The sequence below is a fragment of the Planococcus sp. 1R117A genome, from assembly GCF_051417975.1.
GTDB classification, from domain to species: domain Bacteria; phylum Bacillota; class Bacilli; order Bacillales_A; family Planococcaceae; genus Planococcus; species Planococcus shenhongbingii.
Genome location: NZ_JBPRLO010000001.1, coordinates 986,276 through 1,010,753 on the forward strand (window position 1 = coordinate 986,276; position 24,478 = coordinate 1,010,753).

Annotated in this window: 28 protein-coding genes; 7 read left to right on the forward strand and 21 right to left on the reverse strand. The window is 46.3% G+C overall.

The genetic code is table 11. The features are described 5' to 3' along the window. Positions 1-67: 67 nt before the first annotated feature. The 17 genes from ACSFXN_RS04625 to ACSFXN_RS04705 all read right to left on the reverse strand — a co-directional run bounded on the left by ACSFXN_RS04625 (position 68) and on the right by ACSFXN_RS04705 (position 14,249). Complete coding sequence (locus tag ACSFXN_RS04625) at positions 68-763, reverse strand: DUF2294 domain-containing protein (protein WP_437149005.1); 696 nt, start codon at positions 761-763, stop codon at positions 68-70. Positions 764-972: 209 nt separating this feature from the next. Further along, positions 973-1,179 carry a hypothetical protein gene (locus ACSFXN_RS04630; RefSeq protein WP_437149006.1) on the reverse strand — a complete coding sequence of 69 codons (207 nt, stop codon included), beginning with the start codon at positions 1,177-1,179 and terminating at the stop codon, positions 973-975. Positions 1,180-1,222: 43 nt separating this feature from the next. Beyond that, positions 1,223-1,687 carry a nucleoside deaminase gene (locus ACSFXN_RS04635; protein WP_300990708.1) on the reverse strand — a complete coding sequence of 155 codons (465 nt, stop codon included), beginning with the start codon at positions 1,685-1,687 and terminating at the stop codon, positions 1,223-1,225. 71 nt (positions 1,688-1,758) lie between these two features. After that, positions 1,759-2,280, reverse strand: coding sequence for a GNAT family N-acetyltransferase (locus tag ACSFXN_RS04640; protein WP_437149007.1), 522 nt, complete (start codon positions 2,278-2,280; stop codon positions 1,759-1,761). A gap of 167 nt (positions 2,281-2,447) precedes the next feature. Continuing rightward, entirely contained in the window at positions 2,448-3,146 is a 699-nt protein-coding gene (locus ACSFXN_RS04645; RefSeq protein WP_437149008.1) for a Type 1 glutamine amidotransferase-like domain-containing protein, read from the reverse strand. Between the two features lies 1 nt (position 3,147). Further along, the gene (locus tag ACSFXN_RS04650) at positions 3,148-3,690 is read right to left on the reverse strand and encodes a GNAT family N-acetyltransferase (protein WP_437149009.1); all 543 of its coding nucleotides are present in this window, start codon (positions 3,688-3,690) and stop codon (positions 3,148-3,150) included. 119 nt (positions 3,691-3,809) lie between these two features. Next, a complete protein-coding gene (locus tag ACSFXN_RS04655; protein WP_437149010.1) occupies positions 3,810-4,439 on the reverse strand; it encodes a nitroreductase family protein in 630 nt (209 codons plus the stop codon). 120 nt (positions 4,440-4,559) lie between these two features. Beyond that, positions 4,560-5,096: a GNAT family N-acetyltransferase gene (locus tag ACSFXN_RS04660; RefSeq protein WP_437149011.1), complete on the reverse strand. Its 537-nt coding sequence runs from the start codon at positions 5,094-5,096 to the stop codon at positions 4,560-4,562. 136 nt (positions 5,097-5,232) lie between these two features. Continuing rightward, positions 5,233-6,147, reverse strand: coding sequence for a DMT family transporter (locus ACSFXN_RS04665; RefSeq protein WP_437149012.1), 915 nt, complete (start codon positions 6,145-6,147; stop codon positions 5,233-5,235). A 194-nt stretch (positions 6,148-6,341) separates the two neighbouring features. Continuing rightward, entirely contained in the window at positions 6,342-6,746 is a 405-nt protein-coding gene (locus ACSFXN_RS04670; RefSeq protein ID WP_300990714.1) for a GNAT family N-acetyltransferase, read from the reverse strand. Positions 6,747-6,883: 137 nt separating this feature from the next. Beyond that, positions 6,884-7,222 carry a hypothetical protein gene (locus ACSFXN_RS04675; RefSeq protein ID WP_437149013.1) on the reverse strand — a complete coding sequence of 113 codons (339 nt, stop codon included), beginning with the start codon at positions 7,220-7,222 and terminating at the stop codon, positions 6,884-6,886. After that, positions 7,222-8,880 carry an FAD-binding dehydrogenase gene (locus ACSFXN_RS04680; protein ID WP_437149014.1) on the reverse strand — a complete coding sequence of 553 codons (1,659 nt, stop codon included), beginning with the start codon at positions 8,878-8,880 and terminating at the stop codon, positions 7,222-7,224. Before ACSFXN_RS04680 ends, ACSFXN_RS04675 begins: the two co-directional genes overlap by 1 nt. Positions 8,881-9,236: 356 nt before the next feature. Then, positions 9,237-10,781, reverse strand: coding sequence for a gluconokinase (gene gntK / locus ACSFXN_RS04685; RefSeq protein WP_437149015.1), 1,545 nt, complete (start codon positions 10,779-10,781; stop codon positions 9,237-9,239). Positions 10,782-10,815: 34 nt separating this feature from the next. Beyond that, positions 10,816-11,706, reverse strand: a complete 891-nt coding sequence (gene gnd / locus ACSFXN_RS04690; RefSeq protein ID WP_437149016.1) for a phosphogluconate dehydrogenase (NAD(+)-dependent, decarboxylating) — start codon at positions 11,704-11,706, stop codon at positions 10,816-10,818. Positions 11,707-11,862: 156 nt separating this feature from the next. Further along, positions 11,863-12,720, reverse strand: a complete 858-nt coding sequence (locus ACSFXN_RS04695; protein WP_437149017.1) for an effector binding domain-containing protein — start codon at positions 12,718-12,720, stop codon at positions 11,863-11,865. 124 nt (positions 12,721-12,844) lie between these two features. Continuing rightward, a complete protein-coding gene (locus tag ACSFXN_RS04700) occupies positions 12,845-13,420 on the reverse strand; it encodes a GNAT family N-acetyltransferase (RefSeq protein ID WP_437149018.1) in 576 nt (191 codons plus the stop codon). 13 nt (positions 13,421-13,433) lie between these two features. Next, positions 13,434-14,249 carry a protein phosphatase 2C domain-containing protein gene (locus ACSFXN_RS04705; protein ID WP_437149019.1) on the reverse strand — a complete coding sequence of 272 codons (816 nt, stop codon included), beginning with the start codon at positions 14,247-14,249 and terminating at the stop codon, positions 13,434-13,436. Between the two features lie 224 nt (positions 14,250-14,473). On the opposite strand from ACSFXN_RS04705, the gene ACSFXN_RS04710 reads away from it, so the two are divergent. Beyond that, the gene (locus tag ACSFXN_RS04710) at positions 14,474-14,872 is read left to right on the forward strand and encodes a MarR family winged helix-turn-helix transcriptional regulator (protein ID WP_437149020.1); all 399 of its coding nucleotides are present in this window, start codon (positions 14,474-14,476) and stop codon (positions 14,870-14,872) included. Then, positions 14,869-16,068: an MFS transporter gene (locus ACSFXN_RS04715; RefSeq protein ID WP_437149021.1), complete on the forward strand. Its 1,200-nt coding sequence runs from the start codon at positions 14,869-14,871 to the stop codon at positions 16,066-16,068. Before ACSFXN_RS04710 ends, ACSFXN_RS04715 begins: the two co-directional genes overlap by 4 nt. Before the next feature lie 92 nt (positions 16,069-16,160). Here the strand turns inward: ACSFXN_RS04715 and ACSFXN_RS04720 are convergent, their stop codons facing one another. After that, complete coding sequence (locus ACSFXN_RS04720) at positions 16,161-17,210, reverse strand: NAD(P)/FAD-dependent oxidoreductase (protein WP_437149022.1); 1,050 nt, start codon at positions 17,208-17,210, stop codon at positions 16,161-16,163. Between the two features lie 229 nt (positions 17,211-17,439). On the opposite strand from ACSFXN_RS04720, the gene ACSFXN_RS04725 reads away from it, so the two are divergent. The 4 genes from ACSFXN_RS04725 to ACSFXN_RS04740 all read left to right on the forward strand — a co-directional run bounded on the left by ACSFXN_RS04725 (position 17,440) and on the right by ACSFXN_RS04740 (position 21,227). Next, positions 17,440-18,231, forward strand: coding sequence for an ABC transporter ATP-binding protein (locus tag ACSFXN_RS04725; RefSeq protein WP_437149023.1), 792 nt, complete (start codon positions 17,440-17,442; stop codon positions 18,229-18,231). 6 nt (positions 18,232-18,237) lie between these two features. Next, positions 18,238-19,158: an iron-hydroxamate ABC transporter substrate-binding protein gene (locus ACSFXN_RS04730; RefSeq protein ID WP_437149163.1), complete on the forward strand. Its 921-nt coding sequence runs from the start codon at positions 18,238-18,240 to the stop codon at positions 19,156-19,158. Positions 19,159-19,224: 66 nt separating this feature from the next. Next, positions 19,225-20,223, forward strand: coding sequence for a FecCD family ABC transporter permease (locus tag ACSFXN_RS04735; protein WP_437149024.1), 999 nt, complete (start codon positions 19,225-19,227; stop codon positions 20,221-20,223). Beyond that, positions 20,220-21,227 (forward strand): FecCD family ABC transporter permease, encoded by a 1,008-nt coding sequence (locus ACSFXN_RS04740; protein ID WP_437149025.1) that lies wholly within the window; start codon positions 20,220-20,222, stop codon positions 21,225-21,227. Before ACSFXN_RS04735 ends, ACSFXN_RS04740 begins: the two co-directional genes overlap by 4 nt. Before the next feature lie 45 nt (positions 21,228-21,272). Here ACSFXN_RS04740 and ACSFXN_RS04745 read toward each other — a convergent pair whose 3' ends face one another. From ACSFXN_RS04745 to ACSFXN_RS04755, 3 genes are all read right to left on the reverse strand, one after another. Beyond that, positions 21,273-21,866, reverse strand: coding sequence for a flavin reductase family protein (locus ACSFXN_RS04745; protein ID WP_437149026.1), 594 nt, complete (start codon positions 21,864-21,866; stop codon positions 21,273-21,275). Positions 21,867-21,963: 97 nt separating this feature from the next. Further along, positions 21,964-22,974 carry an EAL domain-containing protein gene (locus tag ACSFXN_RS04750; RefSeq protein ID WP_437149027.1) on the reverse strand — a complete coding sequence of 337 codons (1,011 nt, stop codon included), beginning with the start codon at positions 22,972-22,974 and terminating at the stop codon, positions 21,964-21,966. A gap of 133 nt (positions 22,975-23,107) precedes the next feature. After that, positions 23,108-23,500, reverse strand: coding sequence for a cbb3-type cytochrome c oxidase subunit I (locus tag ACSFXN_RS04755; RefSeq protein ID WP_437149028.1), 393 nt, complete (start codon positions 23,498-23,500; stop codon positions 23,108-23,110). Between the two features lie 378 nt (positions 23,501-23,878). Between ACSFXN_RS04755 and ACSFXN_RS04760 the strand changes: the two genes are divergently transcribed. Further along, on the forward strand, positions 23,879-24,415 hold the full coding sequence (locus ACSFXN_RS04760; protein ID WP_437149029.1) for a dihydrofolate reductase family protein: 537 nt from the start codon (positions 23,879-23,881) through the stop codon (positions 24,413-24,415). Positions 24,416-24,478: the final 63 nt, after the last annotated feature.

The window sequence follows — 24,478 nt, forward strand, 5'->3', positions numbered from 1 at the left end:
GTTAAAGAATGAATAACAAAGAGGAATATCGACGTTGATATTCCTCCTTGTATTTTTTATGGAACTGCTATTCCAACGGTTCCAAAATAAGAACCAAATAGCCGATGTCCAGTTCAAAATTCCAGTCTACAAATGTCTCAATGATATTTCGTTTTAATAGGGGCTGCAAATTAGCTTCTGCTATTATTTTATATTCCAGTGGCCGTTTGGCTATCTTCCGTTCTTCCTCAAAACCATTTTTTATTAGTTCTTTTTCGAGCTGCAGTAGAATGCCCAATCGTCTGATTAAAACCGTTCGGTCATTCAACCAATAAATATATGTCTCGACCGGTTCTTTTTGTGCTTCCTGGCTGCCAATAATTATTTGCTTGTAAAATTCTTCTTCGTTTACATCCGGCGGCCATAGCCAATTTTCCTGCCCCTGTTCATCATCAAGGACCACTACAATCAATCCTGTTTTTTGCTCAAGATGCCAGTCTGCATAGATTTCTTTGACATTCAGTTCTGCAATTTTCCATAAGTTCAGTTTGATTTCCTGCTTCAGTTCATTCATCAGCAAATCCCTTGTTTCCAGCACCCGTTTCCATTCTTTTTGCTCGACCAGAATTCTTTCTGCCGGCGCTAAAAAACCGCGGAGATGAATAGCGATAAATGGCCCGGCACCCGGCACATACGTCGATGTTGGCCCTTTGCCGAAATGAGTGCGCAGCAATGTAGAAAGGTAGTCTCCGATTTCACTTTGCAGTGTTTTTTCTTTCGGCATATGACAGCATCTCCCATTTTAATAAGTCTGCATTTCCTCGTAAAAGGCTTCAAGAATTTTTAGCGGCTCCTGTATTGTTCATATTTTTCCCTTTGCAAAAAAAAAAAGCAAACCCTTTCTTTTTAAAGGATCTATTTTCCTTTTCAAAAATTAACTTCAGTAAGAAAAGCACTGTCCGCTCACAGGACAATGCTTTCTTCAAACTGATTCTACTCTCTTTTAAACTTACTGGCAGCGTTCCAAATCAATGAGCCCAAGCCTGCTATGGCTGCTGCCGTAAGTACAGGATGTTTGGCCGCTTTTACATTCCATCCCTCACGCTTTTCTTTTTCATGAATTATTAGTTGGAACCTGCCTTTATTAGGCACCGCTTTGTCAAAAGACTTGCTGCCGGAGTTGGACTGATTATTGACCATCTTGAAACCCCTCCTGAACTCGTTATCTGCATAGTTCCCTTTTTTATATCTTTTCGCTGCTGCCCTTCACCCATAGCTCCAGCGGATTTTCCTGGTCCTCTGCCAGCGGCATCTGGGTCATGGACAAGCGTCGCTCCGCTTTTGGTTTTCTCAAATCTTCGTAGATGATTTGAGATTTTCCAAGGCCGGCCTGCACTGCTTCTTCGACTGAAGCACAATAATAAGCTTCCTCTATCCCGGCCATATACATCGCTGCCAAACACATCGGGCACGGCTCACCGCTGGCATACATAATACTCCCTGCCAGGCTGTCCGCCTTCAGCGCTTGCTGAGCACGCCGGATTGCCAGCATTTCAGCATGCCCGCTGACGTCTTGGATTTTATGCAATTCATTGACGCCTTCCGCCAGGATTTGGTTGTCTTTCACCAATACCGCTCCAAATGGCTGGCCGCCTTCGCGCACATTAGCGAGTGACAGCTCTACCGCTCTTTCCATAAATTGATCCACTTTAACTCCTCCAATACTTCTCGAATGTGCAGCAGCTTTTAAGCTCACGCGATATTCCAAGCTGAATCTGCCTATTCTTTATTCTCCTGCTCTTCCAATGAATACACATACACATCCTTGCCAGCCAATTGAATGTCCTTTTCCAACGCCATTCCAATATGTTCCGCTACTTTCATGGACCCTATGTTTTCCGGCTGAATCAAAGAAATAAAGCGCTTCTTGCCCAGTTGCCTGATTCCGTAATCCCGGAGTGCTTTCGCGGCTTCTGCAGCATAGCCTTGCCTCCAATAGTCCTTGGCAATCCAATAGCCAATTTCCAGTTCCTCTATCCCTTCAATCGTTTGTTTCACAAGCCCGGCATGGCCTATTGGTATATTATCTTCCTTGCGGATAAGCACCCGGAGGCCCAGTTCAGGGTTTTCCTTATAGGAGCGGTAAATCCAATACAAAAACTCTATAGCCCCTTCCCGGTTGCGGGTCTGCCCATTTCCGATAAAGCGGACCACTTCCGGATCGGCTAAAAGGGAATAAAGGAAATTAAAATCCTCATCCCGGTATTGCCGGAATTCAAGCCTTGCGGTTTCGATTTTCATGACCGGCTTTCCTTTCCCATCAACTTTTGAGCGAACTAGCGGATTCCATCATCCAAGCACCTTTTTGAATGGCCGAAATGATTTCTTGTTCGTTTCTCAGCATAATGCGTCCCTCTTATCCGTTTTTATTGATTGTTGTTTAAGTCTTGTAAATTCATGCTTTCCCGTTATTCCGAGCCCAGAAACTCAGTCGGAAGTTCTTCTTCAAGCACTTGTCCGTCAAAAGACACCCGGTAAACTTTGGCAGTTGGCCTTGAACTCACAATACGGTGGATTTCTTGGCCGATATAATGGATGGCCGCTCCATCATCCGCTGCCACTCCGCTCTGAATTGTTCCAGAAGCAATCAGTTTCTGATACGTTGGGCGTCTTTCTGCTTCTCCATCATAATGCGGGCAATTGCTGCCTTTAAGAAAACCGAGGCTTCGGATCGGCTCAAGCTGATCTCCGTATGAATCGGTTACGCCATCTTCAAACCAGCAAAGGGAACCCGCACTGATTCCAGCCAGCACGATGCCCTGCTCCCAGGCTTTCCGCAAAATACTGTCCAGCCCCCATTCTTTCCAGAGAACCAGGAGGTTTTTGGTATTTCCCCCGCCGACGTAAATGATGTCTTTTTCCAAAACAAATGCTTCCAAGTCTTTTGCTGGTGGTTTAAATAGCGATAAATGTGAAGGAACGCAATTCTGTCCATTGAAAAAATCATAAAAGTTGGAAATGTATTGATCGGAATCTCCGCTCGCAGTAGGCACAAAACAGATCTTCGGCTCCGTCTTTCCTGCTTGGTCCATTATGTATCGATCAAGCAGAGGGTTCTCCGGTTCCATAGAAAATCCTCCGCCGCCAAGCGCAATGATTTGCTTCACCTTACTTCCCCCACTCCGGTTTTAATAATGAAAAAATCAAGGCATCGTGCGACTGTCCACCCTGATACAAATAACTCCGCAGCCTTCCCTCTTCTACAAAACCCATTGTTCTCAACAGCTGGCTTGAAGGCTTGTTTTCCGGGAACGTTACAGCACCCATACGCACCAGATCCAGATTTTCAAATGCGTATTGCAGTACAGCTTTAATGGCTTCTTTCATAATGCCTTGCCTCCAATAGTCCGGGTGAAGTTCATAACCGATTTCAGACTTCTTTGCCCGTACATTCAAATTATTAAGGCCGATTGTGCCGATAAAATCTCCGCTTTCTTTCAAAACGATTCCCCAACGCATCCCTCGCATACTGTCAAAGAAAATTTGGAAGGAATTGACAATCGCTTCCACTTCCTGCTGGTTGATCAATTTGTCCATTCCGTAATATTCAGTCACGTCTTCCCGTGACATGATTTCATAAAAGCGTTCAGCGTATTGCTGGCCGATTTGGACCAGCTGCAGGCGGTTGGTTTCAAGTTCCGGAAATTCCATGAAGTCTCCTCCTTTTATTCCATGTATCACTTTTTCGCCGTTTCCTCTATACTCTCCTGCACTTTTAGGCAATAAAAAGACCCGAAATGCTTTTAAGCATTTCGGGTTCCGGGCATTCTTCAGATAAAACGGGCAACTTCCTCAAGCGGCAAGCGGGATGTTCCAAAAGCTGGAGCCGCCGCTTTTCCTACCGCAATCAAGACGATTGGGAAAAGATGTTCCGGCAACTCAAAATGTTCTGCAAACTTCGCTTTATCAAATCCGCCCATCGGGATGGTGTCATAGCCGCGGTCTTTGGCAATCAGCATCAATTGCATCGACACAAGCCCTGCGTCGTATGCAGCAATGTTCATGCGTGCTTCCACCAGGGCATTTGGATATACTTTGTACGTATTGGCTACAGAACGTTCTTTGATGGCTTCGTCCATATGGCCTTCTTCCACGTTTTGCGTATAAATTTTTTCCACATTCTTATAAGCATCGATATTTCCAAGAACGGCGATGACAGCTGAAGATGTCTCTACTTGCGCCTGGTTATTGGCAATAGCGCGCAGCTCTTTTTTCACTTCCTGGTTTTGGATGACGATGAAATTCCAAGCCTGCAAATTGCTTGAAGAAGGAGCTGAAGTCGCAAGCGTCAACATTTCCTCCAGTTCTTCTTTTGAAATTTTAAAGTCAGGGTCATATGCTCTGACCGATTTTCTTTCTTTCATTACTTTAACTAAAGGCGATTCTACGTATACTGTCATGATGATCCTCCTTAGATCCAGCTTACTTTTAGTAAGTGGATGAAAATAACTTATCACCACTGACATTAAGTGTCAAAGAAGTTGCTCCATCGGAGAACGTACAATGGCTGAGGCAAGTTTTTAATCTTCCGGATTGATGATGGCTAATATTTGGTGGTCCTGCCAGGCGCCATTAATCTGGACATTCTTTATGGCGATGCCTTCTTTATGGAAGCCCGCTTTTTCAAGCACGCGGATCGAAGCTACGTGATGCGGCATGACACCCGCTTCAATTCGATGCAGCTGAAGCTCCTGGAACGCAAAATCCACCAGCAGGTTGACCGCTTCTGTTGCATAACCTTGTCCGTTATGAAGCTGATCAATGGTATAGCCCATGATGGCACTCTGCACCGGACCGCGGACTACTTGAACCAGATTGATTGATCCAACCAATATATCTTCGCCATTCAAAAATATCCCGAAATTGTACTGCTCATCTTTCTGCCAATTTTCTTCCTGCATCTGCAGGCGGAGCGCCTGCCCTTCAATCGAATAGAAATCTGGCCGGCGAGTGACGGAAAACTGCTCGAACAATTCCTTATTCCTTATTTCCAAATCCACTAAATCCTCCAGATCGTCAAAAGTTAATCTGCGTAAATATATTTTCTTGCCTTTCATCCTTTTCCACTTCCCTGTCTATAAATTATTCGGCTTTAACAATTACCCATTCTCCTTTTAGTTAAAGTTCCATGTGAAACTAGTCAACCGTATGATAACTGGCATAAAAACCGCCCCTTTTAAAAGGAGCGGTTTTTCATTGCTTCACTGATTGTACCCGCATCCGCCAGAGTTCTTCTGCAGCCCCAGAGCCGAACAGTACTCCAAACGCCACCAGCACAAAGCCGATTAAGTGGGCTTGGGTGAGAACTTCTCCAAGGAAAAAAGCGGAACCCAATAAAGCGAACAACGTATTCAAATTGATGAAAATCGCCGCCTTTGTAGGACCGATCTCACCTACTGAATAATTGTAGAGCATATGGCCAATCGCTGTTCCAAAGATGCCAGAAGCGATGACAAGCAGCCAAAACAGACTATCCATCTCCCCGAACATGCGCCATTCCCCCGGCTCCCGGAAAAGGCTGATCAAGAACAAACCGGCTGATCCGAGCAGGAACATGTAAGCCGTCAGCAGGCGCGGATCAAGTGTTTTAGACGCTTTGCTGATGACCATATAGCTTAAAACCTGGCCAAGTATCGCCAGGAATATGTAAAAATCTCCTATAGAGACACTGCTCGTTTCGCCATTTCCCGCCAATACCGTTGCTGTAACGCCGATCAATCCGAGGATGAATCCAAGCCATTGCAGTTTCGACGGTTTTGAACGCAAAAGAAACAAGCTGAAGATCGCCGTCATAATTGGTCCGGTCCCGATAATCAGACCGGCATTTGTTCCCGAAGTCAGTGATAAACCGACGGATATAAAATAATGGTGGATAACGACGTTCAATGCAGATCCTGCAATGACATAGCGCCATTCCGTTTTTGTCAGTCTGCGGATCAGCCCCGTAAATGACAATACAGCGAAGACAGTAATGGCTGCCAGAAATAGACGGAAAGATGTCATCGTGACCGGTTCCATTTGAGTCGTTAAGTATTTTACTGCCGGCAGATTAATGCCCCAAACAAACATGACGATGACAAGGATGATATACAATCTTAGATGGCTCATCACAATCCCTCTTTTTATCGGCTTTTTCAAGCCCTTGTTTTGTTTTCCTCCTAAGTACAAGTAGCATTGAAGTAAGATTGATGTTCTTTTAAGTTCCCTCTTTTGTCTGCTCTATAAACGCTTTTTCGACACAAACAGCTATCCGGATATTCAAAAAAGCAGCAGGTTAAAATATACCGGTCGAATTTTCTGCTTTATTCTTCAATGGTTTTCCGGAAGCCATAAAAAGCCCGATAGCCGAGAGCTTCATAAAACGACCGGGATGTCTGGCTAGCAAGGAGTTCAAATCGGGTTTTAGGATAAAGGGAATGGACATGGCTGAGCAGCTGTTTTCCGATCCCTTGTCCTCTCCATTCCGGATGGATCAGCAATTCAGCGATATAAAACGTGATATGGCCATCCGTCAGTCCGCGAAGGCAGCCTGCCACTGCCCCTTCCATTTCTGCTACAAAAGCCGCATTGGAATGCTTCCATGCTTCTTTCGTGTCTTCGTGTTTTTCCACCAGATTGTTCCAGCCTTCTGCTTTATTCAGCTCGTGGATGGCAGGAAAATCACGCTCTTCATAACGGCGAATGATAAAAGCATTTACTGATTCCATTATCGGATCCACCCTTTCGAGTATTTAGGTTTATATTTTAGATTAATGCAGGTCCTTTAATCTTTTCAGTAAAGCAAAGGTTCCTTTATTTTTCCGGACCTGCTGTTCTCGTTGCATAAGAAGAGTGGATTAACGGATTATGAAAATCGATTGCCAGGATTCCGCCTCCCGCTTTTCGTTAATTGCCCTTCCGTGTTGCTGCTTTCCTCCGTTTCATCGAATAACACCGAAGTAAAGAAAGTCAGTATTCCGATCAATAAACCCATTCCGAACAGAATACTGCCCAGCATCATAAAGCCGGTCATGTACGTTTCGACGACTCGGTAATAAATTTCAGTATCACTTCCTTCGACTTGCTGCGCCAACCAAGAATTCCCTCTTGCTACTCCGAAGCGGGCACTTGAAAAAGTCAGTATCAATCCTCCCAATACCAATAAAAAAGAAATCCAACTCAATCCTTTAACATGCTTCACCATTACTCTTCTCCCCTTTCTGCTACTGCTCTTCCTGCCACTCTTCCTGAAAACAGACAGCCGCCGAGAAACGTCCCTTCAAGAGACCGATAGCCGTGGACTCCCCCGCCGCCGAATCCGCAGACTTCACCGGCAGCATATAACCCCGGAATTGGCTGTCCGGCATCGTTCAAAACACGGGCAGACAAATCCGTCTGCAGACCACCGAGGGTTTTGCGGCTGACGATATTCAAACGCACGGCAATCAATGGGCCATTTGCCGGATCCAATATTTCATGCGGTTTTGCTACACGGATCAATTTATCCCCAATGTATTTTCGGGCACCCCGCAATGCCGTCACTTGCAGATCTTTTCCAAATTTATTGGTGAGCTGATTGTCGCGCGCTTTAATCTGACGCCAAATGTGACTGGTATCGAGCAGTGTGTCACCGGTCAATCGGTTCATCCCGTCGACCAGTTCTTCCAATGTATCGGCAATGACAAAGTCTTCTCCTTTATCCATGAACGCCTGGACCGGTGCGGTCGCGCCTGGACGGACACGTGCCAGCACCTGGCGTATGCTTTTGCCTGTGAGGTCCGGATTCTGCTCGGAACCGGACAGGGCAAATTCTTTTTCTATGATTTTTTGTGTCAAGATAAACCAGGAATAGCTGTAGCCGGTTTTCTGAATGGTTTCCAGCGTACCAAGTGTATCGAATCCCGGAAAGTTTGGGGCCGGAAACCGTTCGCCTTTGGCATCGAGCCAAATCGACGAAGGGCCAGGCAGGATGCGGATGCCGTGACGGCTCCAGACCGGATTCCAATTTTTGATGCCTTCCGTGTAATGCCACATGCGGTCCCGGTTGACGATGCGCCCTCCAAATTTTTCTGTGATGGCAAGCATCCGGCCATCTACATGCGCCGGCACACCCGCCAGCATTTTTTCAGGAGGGGTTCCAAGCCGCTCCGGCCAGTTTTTTCGGATCAGTTCATGGTTTCCGCCAATGCCGCCGCTTGTCACAACGACTGCTTTTGCATGATATGTAAATTCGCCAATCGCTTCCCGGGAACTGGCTTCTCCGCGCTGCACTTCGCTTGGAGCGAGAACTGAACCAAACACTCCCGTTACGGAAGAGCCGCTTGACTGCAAGCCATCCACTTGATGGCGCGGGTGATACTTTACCAAGCCGTTTTCTATATGTTGCCGCAAGCGGCGCTCAAACGGTTCGACAATTCCGGGTCCTGTCCCCCAGACGATGTGAAAACGGGGAACCGAGTTGCCATGCCCTTCCGCCAAATAACCGCCGCGTTCTGCCCAGCCGACCACCGGAAAAAATTTGATGCCCTTTGCAGCAAGCCAAGCCCGCTTTTCGCCTGCAGCAAAATCAACATAAGCTTCTGCCCATTTTCTGCCCCAATAGTCTTCATCTTCTTGCCGGTCAAAACCTGCTGCACCGAGCCAGTCCTGCCAGGCAAGCTCTTTTGAATCTTTTATTCCTAAACGCAGCTGTTCCGGTGAATCAACCAAAAACAATCCGCCAAATGACCACCACGCCTGCCCTCCGAGTGACGCTTCCGGTTCCTGGTCAAGCAGCAGGACTTTCTTTCCGCTGTCTGCAATTTCGGTTGTCGCCACCAGTCCTGCTAGCCCCGCTCCTACTACGATTGCATCGTAATCCATCCCGACATCCCCTTTGCGCCTTGAATCTCCGTCTCTATTTCCATCGTAGCAGAAGCGTTTGGAAGATTATAGATATTTTTTAGTATTTTCTGATAATATAATCATGAAAATTTTTATAAAGCTATGCAAGGGATGAAATAGGATGAAATTCATTTTAAATCGGGAATTTTACTAGTTACGATCTTGACTGAGTTTTAATTATGCCCAAGTTCAGGCTTTTTATGCCCAAGTTCTACTATTTTATGCCCAAGTTTTCCGTATTTATGCCCACCCCTGTCTACTTTATGCCCAACTAGCCAAAATCAATAGAAAAAGCGGCCTGAAATTGTTTGCAGACAATTTCAGAACCACTTTTTTCATTTCAAATGCTTGCGCTGAAACTCAGAGATGCTTTCGTATTCTTCTGCCAGAAGCCGCGATAACCGGATGTAGATTGGCAGCAACTCTCTGTAGATTCCGCTTGCCGCTTTATCCGGGTAGTATGTGCGCTCTTCACCGATCATCTTCGAAACGATGTTAAAATCGTCAATCTCCGAAAGGGCATATCTCCCAAGGACCACAGCACCCAGGCAGGAACTTTCAAAAGCTTCCGGAACAGTCACCGGCTTGTCGAAGACGTCCGCCAGCAGCTGGCACCACATTTCAGAACGGGCAAACCCGCCGGATGCCTGAATGTGCACCGGTTCCCCCGCCAATTCCTCAACTGCCAGCAGCACCGTATATAAATTAAAGATAATCCCTTCAAGGACCGCCCGGATCATATGCGGCTTTTGATGATGGAGGTTCAGCCCGAAAAACGAACCGCGTGCATCGGCGTTCCACAGCGGTGCCCGCTCGCCCGTCAAAAATGGATGGAACAGCAAGCCTTCGGAACCGGCAGGAACCGCTGATGCCACATTGGTCATAACGTCATAAGGGTCGATGCCAAGCCGTTTAGCCATCTCCACTTCAGAGGAAGCAAATTCATCCCGCAGCCAGCGGAGCACGATGCCGCCATTATTGACCGGCCCACCGATCACCCACTTGTTTTCCATCAAGATATAGCAGAAGGTACGCCCTTTCGGATCGAGTTTCGGCACCGGAGAAACGGTACGGATGGCGCCGCTTGTTCCAATGGTCACAGCAACGACGCCCGGTCTGATGGCATTCACTCCAAGATTCGCCAGCACTCCGTCGCTTGCTCCGACGATAAAAGGCACTTCTTCAGGAATCCCCATAGCAGCAGCGTATTCCGCCGCCAATCCCTTCATTTGATAAGTGGTCGGAACAGGTTTCGACAATCGGCTGGCATCCACTCCCGCAACTTCCAACGCTCGTGTGTCCCAGTCAAGCTGTACCAGATTGAATAATCCGGTAGCCGAGGCAATGGAATGATCAATGACATACTCCCCGAATAATTGATGAAAAACATATTCTTTGATTCCAATAAATTTAGCAGCTGTCTTCCATACTTCCGGCTGCTCCGCCTTTAGCCAAACCAGCTTCGCCAGCGGTGACATGGCATGGATAGGCGTTCCCGTACGCAGATAAATTTCGTGGCCGTTCATTTCTTCTATGATCTTTTTGGCGTAAGGCGCACTTCTCACATCCGCCCATGTAATGCTGCGGGTCAAGAGTCCGCCGTTTTCATCCACTGCCATAAAGCTGTGCATCGCTGAACTGAACGACACCAGCTTTAGGAATTCGGAACGAATGCCGCTTTTGCGGATTGTTTCACGCACAGTGCCCAGCACAGCTTGGAAAATTTCTTCCGGATCCTGTTCAGCAATGAGCTGGTTTGGTGTATGAAGAGGATACAAAATCGTGTCACTTTCAATCACTTTTCCTTGTTTATTGAACAGTACTGCTTTTGTTGAAGTTGTCCCAATATCGACGCCGAGATAATACGATGGCTCCGGCATAGGAATCCTCCTCTCTAATTAAGGTCCTGCCGTTTCAATGATTCTTCTTCTCTACTGCATGCCCGCCGAATTCATTACGCAATGCCGCGATGACTTTTCCGGTGAAGGTATCGTCTTCGAGTGAACGGTAGCGCATCATCAGCGACAATGTGATGACCGGCGCCGGCACATTCAAGTCGAGCGCGGTTTCGACGGTCCATTTGCCTTCCCCTGAAGAATTCATGATTCCTCGGATGCCTTCAAGCTTCTTGTCTTTGGAGAAAGCGTTTTGCGTCAGCGCCATCAGATAGGAGCGGATGATGGAGCCGTTGTTCCATACCCCCGCTACTTTCTCATAGTCAAAATCGAAATCGCTTTTATGGAGAATCTCGAATCCTTCGGCGATTGACTGCATCATGCCGTATTCGATGCCGTTATGGATCATCTTCAGAAAGTGCCCGCTTCCGGATTCGCCGGCATATAAATAACCGTTTTCCACTGAAATGTCCTGAAACAGCGGTTCAATTTCCGCAAACTTTTGTGCGTCGCCGCCAATCATTGCCGAGATGCCGTTCCGTGCTCCTTCTGTACCGCCACTCGTGCCGCAATCGAAAAAATAAAGCCCCTTTTCCTTCAGCGCTTGCCCCCGCCGCTTGCTGTCTTGGTAATTCGAGTTGCCGCCGTCAATGATAGTATCACCTTCAGCTAAAAAAGGGACCAATCCTTCGATGACAGATTCGGCCACGTTTCCAGCAGGCACCATCAGCCATACAATCCTTGGCATTTCCAGCTTTTCCACAAGTTCCGCTACGGACATTGCCTGCTCGAAACCTTTATCTCCGCTAACCTTCTGACTATCGTAGCCAATTACTGTGTGTCCATGCTCTTTCAGGTTAAGCGCCAAATTCAAGCCCATTTTTCCAAGGCCGATCATTCCGATTTGCATATTTACCCCTCCAATTGATTTTTCAAGAATCAATCCCGTTACGTTACTTTTCTCTATATGACTGCAGAATCCTTTATTGCGGATCAGGCTCCTGCAATCTACAGCCATCAAAAAAAGCGGCTGCAAGTCGCTGCAGCCGCTCTTTTCATTCAATTTTCATTTGCTTTTCAACGGAATCCAGATCTCCGAATAGGAATCCGGCTGGTACGGGTCTGCATGCGGGTACACTTCCAGTTCCGGAGTGCCGGCATATTCGTATGGGTTGGACGGGAACCATTCCGTGAAAATTTTCTTCCAGGCGTTCTGCATGGCATCAGGCATCGGGCCATGGACTTCAAATACGCCCCATTTGGATGGTGGAATTTCCATCTGCTCAAATTCTTCCGTGGCCTCGCGGTCTGTTTCAGCAGCAATCCAATAATCCATATCGGCTCCTTCTCCAGCTACGCAAACTCCCAAAACACCTTCAATTTCTCCACGGTTCAGTTTAAACAGCTTCTCGTCCAAACCGTTAGCATTGGTTTCCCGCCACATTTGCGGGATGCCTTTCATGTTTTCCTCATTGGCCGTTGAAAATGTCCGCTTGAAGCCCACCACTTTAAAACCGTCCCGCTCCACAATTTTGTACTTCATCGGTTCTGCCCCTCTCAGTTTCACCTGGAGTGCCAGGCGGTTATAGGATTTCAGCTCTCCCAGATTTCTTCGGGCTTCGCTTGGCGTGATGCCATGCTGCCGCCGAAAAGCCTTGGAGAATGCTTCCGGAGTGTCATAGCCATATTTATAGGCGATATCGATGATCTTGTTGTCCGTATTCGATAACTCATGGGCCGCTAGAGTCAAACGCCTTCCCCGCAGATATTCGCCGACCGTCATATCTGTCAAAATCGTAAATGTCCGCTGAAAATGAAACACCGAGGCATTCGCCCGTTTCGCTATTTGCTCAATAGCCAATGGTTCATCCAAATGATCTTCCATATAGTCGATTGCCTGCTGCAGCGATTCCACCCACCCCATATCGCTCACTCCTTATTTGTATCTTAGCTCTTTTATGTAAGGTTATCCTGTCATTTTGTGCTCTCTTCTGACTGCTGATTATCCATGCAATAACCCCTTCTTTTTCTGATACTTCCTGACTTTATTAGAAAGCACCCGAATTGAATTCCTCTTTCAAAATCGAGTACATTGCCAAATCGACGTACTCCCCTTTCATGTAAAAATGCTGGCGAGCTACTCCTTCACACACCATTCCCACTTTTTCCAGCACGCGCTGTGACTGAAAATTGTCCGGAACAATCGGTGCCTCTACTTTGTTCAGCTGCATCTTCTCAAAACCGAAAGCGATTAATGCTTTGGCCGCTTCCTGGGTAAAGCCGTTTCCCCAATACTTAGGAGACAACGCATAGCCGATTTCTGCCCGCCCATGTTTCGGCAGCCATTTTATAAAATCGATGGTGCCGATCATTTTCTTTTCGCTTTTCAATTCTATCGCCCATGTCAGCTTGTTTTGCTGATTATAGCCATCTAAGATCAGCCATATAAATTCCTTCGTATCATCCGCTGTTTGATGTACTTCCCATGGCATGAATCTGGAAACAATCGGTTTGGATGCATAATCAAACATGTCCTCAGCATCTTCGATTGTCAGTCTCCTGAGAATCAGGCGCTCTGTTTCTAAAACCGGCAAATTGGCATAAATTTTTTCCGTCTCCGTCATTGTCATCTCTCCTTTATGCTTGGTTGCTTGCCATAGCTGCTTTTTCCGCAACCCGGACTTTCCAGGAAACAATCGTCGTGCTGTCGCGCACTCCGTTTTCCTGAATAGCCTTTAATAAGTTTCGGACTCCTTGTTCGTTTGAAACATTTGCAAAACGCACCAATATCGCTTGTGGTTCCCCAAACGGTTCACCTGGACATTCAATCAATCCATCGGTCGTGATGAATAAATGGTTTTCACCTTGCCTTAACTCCTTCGTGCCGCTTGAATAGCAAGGCACCGGTCCTTCAAAAGTATTCACTTGCCCGATCCATTCGTAAAATTGGCGCTGGTTCAGCTGGTACTGTCCGAAGTTAACCAGCTCCGGGTGGAATAAATACAATAGGCAATCGCCGACTGAAAACCACCAGATGTACTTCCCTTTTCTTGCTGCAATGAGGCAAGCGGTTTCTCCTTGCACACTCCGGCAGATTGAACGAAAGTCTTCATTCCGGAAAAGATCCAGTATAGTTTTCTCAAGTGATTTAAAAAATTCAGCAGTAAGTTGCCGGTTCAACAAATTTTCTATTGAGCCTTTATTGGCTTCCACTTGTTCCAATACTTTTTCAGCACTTTCCGCCGTATTGTGAGCATCCAGCACCACGACAAATTCCCAGTCTTCCTGTTCGTTAATCCATACCAGGCAACCATCTTCATTTTTAACCTGTCCCGCCGATGAATTGCCGCCGAAGCGCCCGACAACAGCGTGCTCCAACGCCAAAACATTAGGACGGTCGATAAAACTTTCCCGGCTGCCGACCCAACTGATTTCTCCTGCTATTGTCTTCAAATGGCATACCTCTTTTCGATATTTCTAAAATTATAAGTGAGATGCCTAAATAATGGAACAAATTCCCTGATTTTCTCTTTGTAAAGTTTTCAGAAAAAGTTCGACAGGCAGAGGTAATTTTGTTATTGTATATTAGTTATCATGACTAACCATTTTCTTCACTAACTATTTATAAAGGAGCTCTTCTTATTAAAACGTACCAGGAATTTTTCCAGCAATTTTTATTGTTATATCGCCCTTTTGAACATCATCTTAATATAGAACTTGGCAAACATGACCTTTACAGAGCTCAGTGGTCCACTTTGTATTATCTCGCCAACAACGGTTCAGCTACACCTGTTGAACTTGCCCAATACCAGCAAGTCGAAAAACCGACGGTGACACGGATTGTCAGCCGCTTGGAAGAACTGCGTTACATCGAGCCTATCCCAAGCAAAGACCGGCGCGAAAAGCCCATGCAGCTGACCGGGCTCGGCAGAAAAGTTTATGCGGATGTCCGGATCAGCGTCGATCGCTTTGAGCAAGATATCCTTGAAGGTGTGTCAGAAGCGCGGCAAAAAGAAGCGATTGGCGTAATGAAAGAAATACGCAATAACCTGATCAGCAAGGAGCCATTAAAGTGAACCATAACAAACCCAAATTGTGGACAAAAGATTTTATCGTCTCTTCAATAGTCAATTTCTTTCTTATTCTTATCTTTTATTTATTAATGGTCACCATTGCCGCATATGCCGTAGAAGAATACGATGCCACTACGAGTGAAGCCGGGCTTGTCACAGGCATATTCATCATCGGTACGTTGATTGGCCGGCTGGTGATCGGCCGTACCATCAATCGCATCGGGCGGAAACGGACACTCGTCATCGGGCTTTCCCTATTCACATTGACCACATTATTCTATTTTGTAAATCTAGGACTTTCATTCTTATTGATTAACCGCCTTCTGCACGGGATGACGCTCGGGATGGCGAGCACCGCCGCCGGAACTATTGTCGCTCAAATTATTCCCATGACCCGAAAAGGCGAAGGAATCGGTTATTTCAGCATGAGTGCCACCATGGCTACTGCTTTTGGGCCGTTTATCGGTCTCTTCATGAGTCAGCGCACCAGCTATGAAGTCATTTTCGGGCTATGCCTCGCTTTAGGGGTCATCAGCTTGATCATTTCCCTATTTGTTGAAGTCCCGCCGATTAAAGAAATCCCAGCTTCAGCAGAAACAAAAGGATTTAAACTTTCCAACTTCCTTGAACCGAAGGCGGTTCCGATTGCTTTAATCACTTTGGCTGTCAGCTTATGCTATTCCAGTGTATTATCGTTCATCAACTTCTATGCCATTGAAATCGACCTGGTCGACACTGCCAGTTTGTTCTTCGTCGTTTATGCAGCAGCTGTCCTGGTTTCTCGCCCGTTCACTGGCCGGCTGATGGACTTGAAAGGCGCCAACTATGTTATGTATCCAGCTTTCCTTGTTTTTGCCCTGGGCTTGTTTTTGCTTAGTACCGCCGACAGTAGCGTAACGTTATTGTTGTCCGGCGCTTTAATTGGCTTTGGTTTCGGCAATATGCAGTCCACTACGCAAGCAGTCGCTGTAAAATTGACACCGCCGCACCGGATGGGCCTTGCCACTTCCACTTTCTTTATCTTTATGGATGCCGGACTCGGATTTGGCCCGTATATCTTGGGCTTTATTATCCCCCTGACCGGCTACAGCACCATGTATGTCATTGTGGCTTTTGTGGCACTGGCTACCGCTTTTCTTTATTATTTTCTCCATGGAAAAAAAGAACATACAGAAAAAGAATCTGTTTATATGCATTAAAACATTGAAAGGCATCCTTGCTTGAAGGATGCCTTTTTTTCGATTCAAATTATTCCTCTTCCTTCACTTTTTCTGCCTGCAGACCCATCTATTCAGGACATCAATTGCTTGACCAGTTCTTTATTGCGCTGCTTGAAAATTTCATTATGCGAAGATACCATGGCAATGCCATTCGCATCCGGCTGGATAAACTGCTTGGCTTTGTTGACGGCGTTTGCTGCATCCTGGAAAGTCCCTGCTATTAAATTCAGTTTGCCGGGATGCTGAAGGATGTCACCCGCCGCATATAATCCTGGAATGGAAGATTCACTATTGGCTGTGCCGGCAATATAAAAGCCATCGGCGATTTCAATGTCCAAGCCGCTTTGTTCAAGCAGCGTGGCATCCCGTTCATAGCCATGGTTGATAATGACTTCATCAATCGGCAGCAAAGTGGTGTCCCCATTTTCCTGATTTGTCAGTTCGACCCGTTCAATGGCATCTCTTCCATCAGAAGCAATCAATTTCGTAATCGTGGTATTCAATAAGCATTGAGCAGAACTGTTCATCAGCTGTTTTACTTGGGCTTCGTGCCCGGCAAGTTCACTTTTGCGATACGTGACATAAACTTGCTCTGCAATCGGTTCCAGCTCGTTGGCCCAATCGATGGCGGAATTGCCGCCGCCGGAAATCAAAACGACTTTCCCTTTAAAGCGCTTCAGCGACTTCACCGTGTAATTCAAATTGGATACTTCAAAACGCTCTGCGCCTTGGATTTCCAGTTTCTGAGGATTTAATATCCCTCCTCCCACTGCGACAATCACCGTCTTGGAAAGATGCCGTTTGCCAGAAGATCCGTCCAGTTCAAAAAGCCCGTCTTTATTTCGGTCTATTGCCTCAATTTTCTCATTCAGCACCACTTCCGGATCAAAAGTCAAGCCTTGCGCCACCAATTGCTCAATGAGTTTTCCTCCTTGAATGGGAGTCTGTCCGCCTATGTCCCAAATCATCTTTTCAGGGTAAACGTGGATTTTTCCGCCAAGTTGCGGCTGGTATTCGATCAGTTTGGTCTTCATTTCCCTCAACCCGCTGTAAAAAGCCGAGTACAATCCGGCCGGCCCTCCACCGATGATGGTGACGTCGAACACTTCTAGTTCTCCCACAATTGATTCACTCCTCATTTTAAATTTCAGTTGACACTGAAAAACTTACGACTTATAGTATTGATTGTACTGAAAATGATAATCATTATCAATTAATTTATTAATAAAGAAAAAACTTTCATCCAAATTAATGGATTAGCTTCTTTCAATCAGCCCTTTATTTCTCAGAAGCAGAAAGCTGACCGGCCGATCAAGCGGATTAAAGTTTTAGAAAAGGAGGTTTTGCCGGATGGTCCGTCTTTTTACAGAGGACTTGAACGTTAGCTACGGAGAAAGGCTGATCGTTAAAGATTTAAGCATTGAAATTCCAGACAAGCAAATCACCACAATCATCGGATCAAATGGCTGCGGCAAGTCGACTCTATTGAAAACGATTACCCGCATTATTTCGCAGCAGTCCGGGTCGGTTGTATTGGATGGCGGCAATATTGCAAAAGAAAGCACAAAAGCCTTGGCACAAAAAATGGCGATTCTGCCCCAAACCCCCGAAAGCGCCAATGGATTGACTGTTGGCGAACTGGTTTCGTATGGCCGTTTTCCATACCAAAAAGGATTCGGCCGATTGTCGAAAAAGGATTATGACGTGATCAATTGGGCTTTGGATGTCACCGGCACTCAGTTTTTCAAATTTCATCCGGTTGATGCTTTATCAGGCGGGCAACGGCAGCGTGTCTGGATTGCCATGGCGCTTGCCCAAGAAACCGAAATGATTTTTCTGGATGAGCCGACCACGTATCTGGATATGGCCCACCAGCTTGAAATTCTGGAACTGCTGGAAAAACTCAATAAGGAACAAGGCCGGACCATTGTCATGGTGCTCCATGATTTGAATCAGGCTGCCCGTTTCGCCGACCATCTCATTGCCATGAAAGACGGACAGGTAGTCAAAGCCGGCACATGCCATGAAGTCATTACGCAGCCTGTCTTAAAAAAGGTTTTCCGGATTGACGCGGAAATCGGCCTGGACCCAAGAACGCAAAAACCGATGTGCATCACCTATAACTTAATCAAAGGAGTTTAACCCATGATGAAAAAATTAGCATTGCCTCTTCTCTTATTAACCATTCTGCTGCTTGCAGCTTGCGGCAAAGAAACAGCGAACGAAGCGGAAGCCGAAAGTACTGCAGGCAAATCCGGCACGATTACATATGAATCCGAAAACGGCCCTGTTGAAGTGCCTGCTGATCCACAGCGAGTGATTGTATTGTCCACTTATGCGGGTGATGCGATGGCGCTTGATGTTCCCCTTGTCGGAGTAGATTCATGGTCAAAAAATAACCCTCGCTTTGATAAGGAGTTAGCAAATGTAGAAGAAGTGACTGAAGACAATCTGGAAAAGATCATTGAACTTGAGCCGGATTTAATCATTGGCATGTCGACGATTAAAAATATCGACAAGTTGAAGGAAATTGCTCCGACCGTGACATTTACATACGGCAAACTGGATTATCTGTCACAGCATTTGGAAATCGGGAAAGTGCTGAACAAAGAAAAAGAAGCGCAAGCTTGGATTGAAGATTTCCAAAGCCGCGCCAAACAGGCAGGGGAAGAAATTCGTGCTGAAATCGGAGACGAGGCAACCGTTTCCGTTATCGAAAACTTTGATAAACAGCTTTACGTCTTCGGCGATAACTGGGGACGCGGCACTGAAATTCTTTACCAGGAAATGAATCTCAAAATGCCTGAAAAAGTGAAGGAAATGGCATTGAAGGATGGTTACTACGCGTTATCTCAAGAAGTGCTTCCTGAATACATGGGAGACTATGTCATCTTCAGCAAAGACAGCGAACAGGATAATTCTTTCCAGGAAACAGATTTGTATAAAAACACACCAGCTGTTAAAAACGGCAAGGTTTTTGAAGTCCCTTCTAAGGAATTTTACTTTAATGATCCTCTCACATTGGAATATCAACTCGAGTTCTTTATCGAGAAGTTTCTAGGCAAGTAATACATCAAAGAGGGATTCTGGACACGGAATCCCTCTTTTACCCTCTTACAGAAAAGATGATGATGCATGTACGGCAAAATGCCATTTTTAATAAAATTAATCATAAGCTTGCTCGTGTTTGCAGCCATGTTTGTAACTGCCATTGTGTTCGGAGCTGCAGACATCCCTTTAAAAGACGTTTGGCTCGCCTTATTTTCCGGGGCTTCAAGTGATGATATAAACGTTGTAAGAGAAATCCGGCTGCCGCGGGAAGCCGCTGCAGTTTTTGTTGGGGCTGCGCTCGCAGTTTCAGGGGCGATGATGCAGGGAATGACCCGCAATCCCTTGGCGGACCCCAGCCTTCTTGGCCTTACTTCCGGCGCAAATGCAGCATTAGCCGTAACGCTCGCTTTTCTTCCAGCGGCCAACTATTTCTGGATTACGGTGGCTTGTTTCATCGGCGCTGCTATCGGTGCTGCTATCGTATTCGGGCTTGGGGCAACAAAGCGCGGCGGGTTCTCCCCTTTCCGCATTGTCTTGGCAGGGGCAGCTGTATCGGCGTTTCTTTCAGCTTTTGCAGAAGGAATCGGCTTGTATTTCAAGATTTCCAAAGACGTGTCGATGTGGACTGCCGGCGGACTGATTGGCACCTCCTGGAGCCAGCTTCAAATAGTGGTCCCATTTATCGCATGTGGACTAATTATTGCCATTATCCTATCGAGGCAGCTGACGATCCTCAGTTTGAGCGAAGAAACAGCGGTCGGACTTGGCCAAAAGACAGTTCACATTAAGGCGGTTCTTTTTATCGCCATCACCATTCTCGCAGGAGCCGCTGTTGCGCTCGCCGGAAATTTAGCTTTCATTGGTTTAATGGTGCCGCATGTGGTCCGGGCGATTGTCGGCACTGATTATCGGTACATCATTCCGATGTCTGCTGTTTCGGGTGCCATCTTCATGCTTTTCGCAGATTTGCTTGGCCGGACAATCAACGCCCCATTTGAAACACCGGTGGCAGCGCTTGTCGCGCTGTTCGGCTTGCCGTTCTTCTTATTGATCGTCCGGAAAGGAGGGCGTGCTTTCGCATGATTCATCCAGCTTTGTTAAGAAAACAGCGCCTTTATTTCGGATTGCTGGTCGCGTTGATTGCAGCGACAGCCATCCTCGGCATGGCGACGGGTTACTCTTCCCTTTCTTTTGACCGGCTGCTGCCGGCCATTTTAGGACAAGGAACATTCAAAGAGGACTTTATCTTATTTTCAATTCGGCTGCCGCGTATTTTAATCACGCTGCTTGCCGGCATGGCGCTTGCCTTGTCCGGTGCCATCCTGCAAGGAGTGACGCGCAACGACTTGGCAGATCCTGGCATCATTGGCATCAATTCAGGCGCCGGCGTCGCCATTGCGGTATTTTTCCTTTTTATGCCGATTGAAGTGGATTCATTCGTTTATCTTTTGCCGCTTGTCGCTTTGGCAGGGGCTTTAGGGACGGCGCTGCTGATTTATGCTTGTTCTTATAACCGGAAAACCGGTCTGCAGCCAGTCCGGCTCGTTTTGGTAGGGATTGGCTTTTCAACGGCGTTATCCGGCGTTATGATCATTCTGGTGTCCTCTGCGGAACGGGAAAAAGTCGATTTTATCGCCAACTGGCTGGCCGGCAATATTTGGGGGACGGACTGGCCATTCATCTGGGCGCTTTTGCCTTGGCTGTTGGTATTGCTGCCGTTTACTTTATACAAAGCGAACCGGTTGAATATACTGAGCCTCAGTGAACCCGTTGCAGTCGGAATCGGCATTTCACTTGAAAAAGAACGCATCGTTCTGTTATTGGCGGCCGTGGCGCTTGCCGCTTCCGCTGTCTCTGTTACCGGCGGCATTGCTTTTATCGGGCTGATGGCTCCTCATATCGCCAAGGCACTTGTCGGTCCGCGCAATCAATTGTTTCTGCCGCTTGCTATCTTGATTGGCGGCTGGCTCCTGCTGCTGGCGGATACTGTCGGCCGCAATTTGCTGGAGCCGAATGGCATTCCTGCCGGCATTATGGCTGCTTTAATTGGCGCCCCTTATTTTATGTACTTGCTTTTGAAGAAATAAAAATACCCTTTGAGAACTCTACTATTCTCAAAGGGTATTTTAAGTTTAATCAGGCCTTTTCATTGAGAAAATTTCGCCAAGCTTGGCATAATTGGTTCCCGCCAAACGGCTGACAGGCTTCAGAATTTCCGGGTTGATGCGCCCGTTGTCATAAATGGATTCGTCAATATGGAACCGGACGACTCTGCCAATAAGGAGACGGGTCCCTCCAAGTTCAACTGCCTGCTCCAGCCGGCATTCAAAGCGGACTTTTGTCTGCTCGACTGAAGGAACTTTCACTATTTCACTGTCGATAAGCGTCAGTTCCGTCAAATCGATTTCGCTTTCTTCCGGCGGCAGTGATGCCGCTGTTTTATTGACTTCCCCGACGTTCGTTTCATCGACGACATGGATGACAAATTCTTTTGTTTCCATGGCATTGCGCGCTGTGTCTTTCGGCATTCCTGCTCTGCTTTGGACAGAAACCGACAGCAGCGGCGGATCGGATGAAACAATATTAAAGTAACTGAACGGTGCTGCGTTAACGAGGCCGTCCGCTGACATACTGGTGACAAAAGCAATCGGGCGAGGAATGACGCTTCCGACCAGCAATTTATAATTCTCGCGTTCTGTTTGTTGGTTTGGATCAAACGAAAGCATAACGATTCCTCCCGGTTTTTGGTTTCTCTATAGATGTTGTTAATGGAAAAATATTTTAAGCTATTATATGTAGAAAGCCTTGCGTTAGAACATTTTTTTATCTGGCTGAAGAGGCGAAATTCACTTCCAGCGGGCTGGCAGCAGGTTTCCCGAAATAATAGCCTTGAAAAAGCTGATAGCCTTGCTGTTTCAGCCAGTCAAAGTCGGCCCGTTCTTCAATCCCTTCAGCAAGCGGCACAGAACCGACTTCGAGCGCTTTTTCAAGAAACTGCAGCGCTATCTTTTGCTTAGCAGCGTCATTTGAGACTCCCTGGACATACTGCATATCCAGTTTCATGTAATTCGGCTTTAAATCGGCCAGCATTTCGATTGTGCTGTAGCCTTCCCCGACATCATCAAGCGCATATTCGAATCCTTTTTCTTTATAATACGCCAAAATGGTTTTCAAATGCTCTAAGTCCTCCACCTTTTCAGTTTCGACCACTTCAAATACGAGCTGCTCCGGGTTTACGCCCAATTGATTTGCCAGAAGCGTAGTAGAACGCAAACAAAATTCCGGCGAATAAATCGAAGTCGGAATAAAGTTGATGAATGCTTTTACATCTTTTAAAGCTGCGGCGTACTTGACTGCCGTCATCCGGCATACCCGGTCGAGCGCATAAAGGCGTCCACGGTTTTTGGCAGCCGGAAAGATTTCATTCGGATAGATGACGGAACCATCCTCGTTTTGGAAACGTGCCAGCATTTCATAGGCAAAAATTTTCCCGGTGGCATCAACAATCGGCTGGTAATGGCAAGTAATCAATTCTTTCTGGATCACTTCATCAATCCATTGCATATCCATCACCGTTTCAATTTCGGCAAACGGCCTCCAAGCCCCCGTATTCACCCTAAACGTGACTTGTTCAAGTTCCATAAAGTGACGGCAGAAATCCATGAATTCTTTTGCGCCGGATTCCGGAATGAGAAGCCCCTGCTCTTTCGCTTTTACGGGGATGCCTCGCCTTTCCATATGGTCAACTATTTGCGGCAATGCCGACAGATTGGATTCGCCTTCCACTTTTATCTCGAACTTCAACTCCGCTACGGAGCAATTATTGCATTGCATTCGGTAGTCCTCCCTTTTCCTGTTAAATAAAGTTTACTTGATTGGCAAAAAATAGAAAAGGAAATCACTTCTAAAAACAGAAAAAGACACTTTATTTCCCAGGAAATAAAGTGTCTTCAATTAACTTGCTATTTTATTCGTTTCTTCTGAAAGCTTCATGCGCTTTAACATTCCGGAACAGATTTACGATAAATACTAAAGTGGCAGCTACAACGGTCAGTGCTCCGGTAACGGCAATCGGAAAAGCCGTCCCTTCTTCTCCAATGGAAAACAAAACCATGCCCCCCAATAAAAGCAATGCTCCGATATTATAGAGCCAAAAATGAGTTTTTCCCAACACGCTGTTTCCTGCTCTCGGAAAAGCACTATAGATTAGCCCGAATATCCCCATTGTGGCCCAGCCAACCAAATTGATATGGGCGTGTACAGGGGTAAATTCAAATCTTTCAACTATCCCCATATAAATCCCTAAGGTAAGGCCGATCAATAGATAAACAGCCGCTACTTTAATAAAAGCAGTGCCCATCTTACTCCAGACTCCTTTCGTATTAACCATAGCTTCTACGAAAATCAACGTTTTCCTTGGAGTCACGCCGCGGTTCACACTTTTTTGTAGAGCAAGGGAAAGTCATGCCTCCTTTCAATGACCGTGTTCTCACAGGTAGCGTAGCCAAGTCACCTAGCATGAATTTTCTACTTGCTTACTTTTGAAAATAAGGCTCCCCTGTTATCCTCTTACTTAATTCTGAAGATTCTAAATTGTTTTCTCTGTTAATTTTAACAGTATATTGGCTCCTTTTCTATCTACTTGCACTTTTCAAAATGAAGGAATTTTTTTGCCAACGGAGAATCTATACAATACTCTCTGTTGTTTCTTCAAAGCCGACAAAAAGGAGCTGTTCGTATGGGGAAAATTGTCGTATCAATGTATGTGACGCTGGACGGTGTCATGGAATTGCCTTCCTGGACCGCCCCTTACTGGAACGATGAAATTGCTAAGTTTGAACTGGATTTGCTGTCCGCAAGTGATTCTTTATTGCTTGGACGAATCACCTATGAAGAATTTGCAGCACGCTGGCCTGAGAGAGATGATGAAGAAGGTTTTGCCCGCCGGATAAATGAGATGCCCAAATATGTCGCAACGACAACTTTAACGAAAGCAGAATGGAATGCGACGTTCATTAAAGAAAATGCTGCAGAAGAGATTGCAAATTTAAAGAAAGCCAAAAAGAAATTGCTGGTTTATGGAAGTGGAACCTTGGTAGAGAAGCTGTTGGAGCATGACTTGATTGATGAATTGCATCTTTTGACGTTCCCCCTTGTACTTGGTGAAGGGAAGCGCTTGTTTAAAGAAGGTATGGATCAGAAGAAATTCATGCTGACAGACAGCCGAACCACGGATTCAGGAGTGGTCATTTCAAGTTATGTACCTGATAAGTAAGCATTTGAAAAGAATAGTGAAAGGCTGCTGGATGTTTCGTTTATCGGCAGTCTTTTTGTATGG